This window comes from Sphingopyxis sp. KK2 (assembly GCF_001990265.1).
GTDB lineage: Bacteria > Pseudomonadota > Alphaproteobacteria > Sphingomonadales > Sphingomonadaceae > Sphingopyxis.
In genome coordinates this window covers 1-1,519 of the sequence record NZ_LYVN01000283.1, presented here as the reverse complement: position 1 = coordinate 1,519, position 1,519 = coordinate 1, and the positions used below count along the sequence as shown (strand labels likewise).

Below are 1,519 nucleotides of genomic sequence, written 5' to 3'. Positions count from 1 at the left end.
CGAGCGCGGCGGCGAGGCCAGCGGGGGCCTCATCCTCGGCGGACCAGCGCGCGGCGATTTCGGCGGTCGCGGCGCGGATCGCGGCGGTGCGCGCGCTGCCGGCGCGGGGGTGATGATCGTGGCGCGATGGCGGGCGCATGACGGCGTCTTCGAATGCGGGCGCGGCGCGGCTGCGGGCGCCCGCAACCCGATCAGTCGTAGATGATCAGCACGACGGTGACCGAGACCTCGAAGACCGACGGCCCCGAGGCGGCAGTCGGCGCCGCGAGCGAGCCGAACAGCCCGACGGCGGTGTCGAGCAAGGGTATCGCGTCGATGTCGATCGATGGCAGGTTCATTCTTCGCTCCCCAAGGCAGTGCGGCGCGGATCGGCCGCAGCGGAAAGGTGCGAAGCGCCTGCCGTCGGCGCCAGTTAACTTATCGTAATATCAGGCCGATGCCGTTCGTCGAACGGCGGTTGCCGACCCCGCCGCGCCGCCTAGGATGGCGCGACATCGAAGGGGAAAATCCATGCGCCGCACCATCGCCATCCTGTCCATATTGCTGCTCGCCGCGCCGCCCGCCGCCGCCGAGACGCTGCTGATCGGCAACAAGGGCGAGGATAGTCTGAGCCTGATCGCGCTCGACAGCGGCACCGAGCTCGCGCGACTGCCGACGGGCAAGATGCCGCACGAGATTGCGGTTTCGCCCGACGGCAAGCAGGCGGCGGTGGTCGCCTATGGCGGGACGACGATCGACGTTTTCGATGTGGCGGCGCGCAAGATATTACGCACGATCGACCTCAGCCCCAACCAGCGCCCGCACGGGCTGCTCTGGCTGTCCGACGGGCGGCTGGTCGCGACGGCCGAAGGCAGCCAGTCGGTCGCGGTGGTCGCGCCCGACGGCACGCTGACCTCGATCGCGACCGGGCAGCAGGGCACGCATATGATCGCCGTCGCACCCGACAATCGCACCGCGTACACCGCCAATATCGCATCGGGGACGGTGAGCGTGCTCGACCTGAAAGATGCAAAGAAGCTGCGCGACATAACCATCGGCGGCAAGCCCGAGGGGCTGGCGCTGGCGAAGGGTGGACGCGAGCTGTGGGTCGGCGATTTGGAGGCGCCGCGCGTGTCGGTGTGGGACACCGCGACCGGCGAGAAGGTCGCCGAACTGCCCGTCGATCCGGTCGCGATCCGCGTGCTCGCGAGCCCCGACGGCAAGTTGATCGCGACGAGCAATATCGCGGCGGGGACGATCAGCCTGTTCGACGCCGAGACGCGCGCGCCGGTCAGGACGATCCTGGTGTCGGGCGAACAGGCGAAGGGGCAGGTGACGCTGCTGTTCAGCGGTGATTCGAAGCGGCTCTATGCCGCCGAGACCGGGCACGACATGGTCGCCGAGATCGACGTCGCGAGCGGCAAGGTGCTGCGCCGCATCGCGGGCGGCAAGAATGGCGACGGGCTGGCGATCGCGCCCTAGCACACCCCTTTATCGCCCTCACCCTTCCCACCGGCTTCGCCGGCGGGCCCCTTCCCTC

General features: G+C 69.5%; 2 protein-coding genes. One reads left to right on the top strand and one right to left on the bottom strand.

Going from position 1 to position 1,519, the window contains the following annotated elements; all coding sequences use genetic code 11:
• Positions 1-191 precede the first annotated feature (191 nt).
• Complete coding sequence (locus B1A78_RS22895; RefSeq protein ID WP_179102136.1) at positions 192-338, bottom strand: hypothetical protein; 147 nt, start codon at positions 336-338, stop codon at positions 192-194.
• Positions 339-510: 172 nt separating this feature from the next.
• Here B1A78_RS22895 and B1A78_RS21780 point away from each other — a divergent pair, with 172 nt between their 5' ends.
• Positions 511-1,461, top strand: a complete 951-nt coding sequence (locus B1A78_RS21780; RefSeq protein ID WP_077148907.1) for a hypothetical protein — start codon at positions 511-513, stop codon at positions 1,459-1,461.
• Positions 1,462-1,519 lie beyond the last annotated feature (58 nt).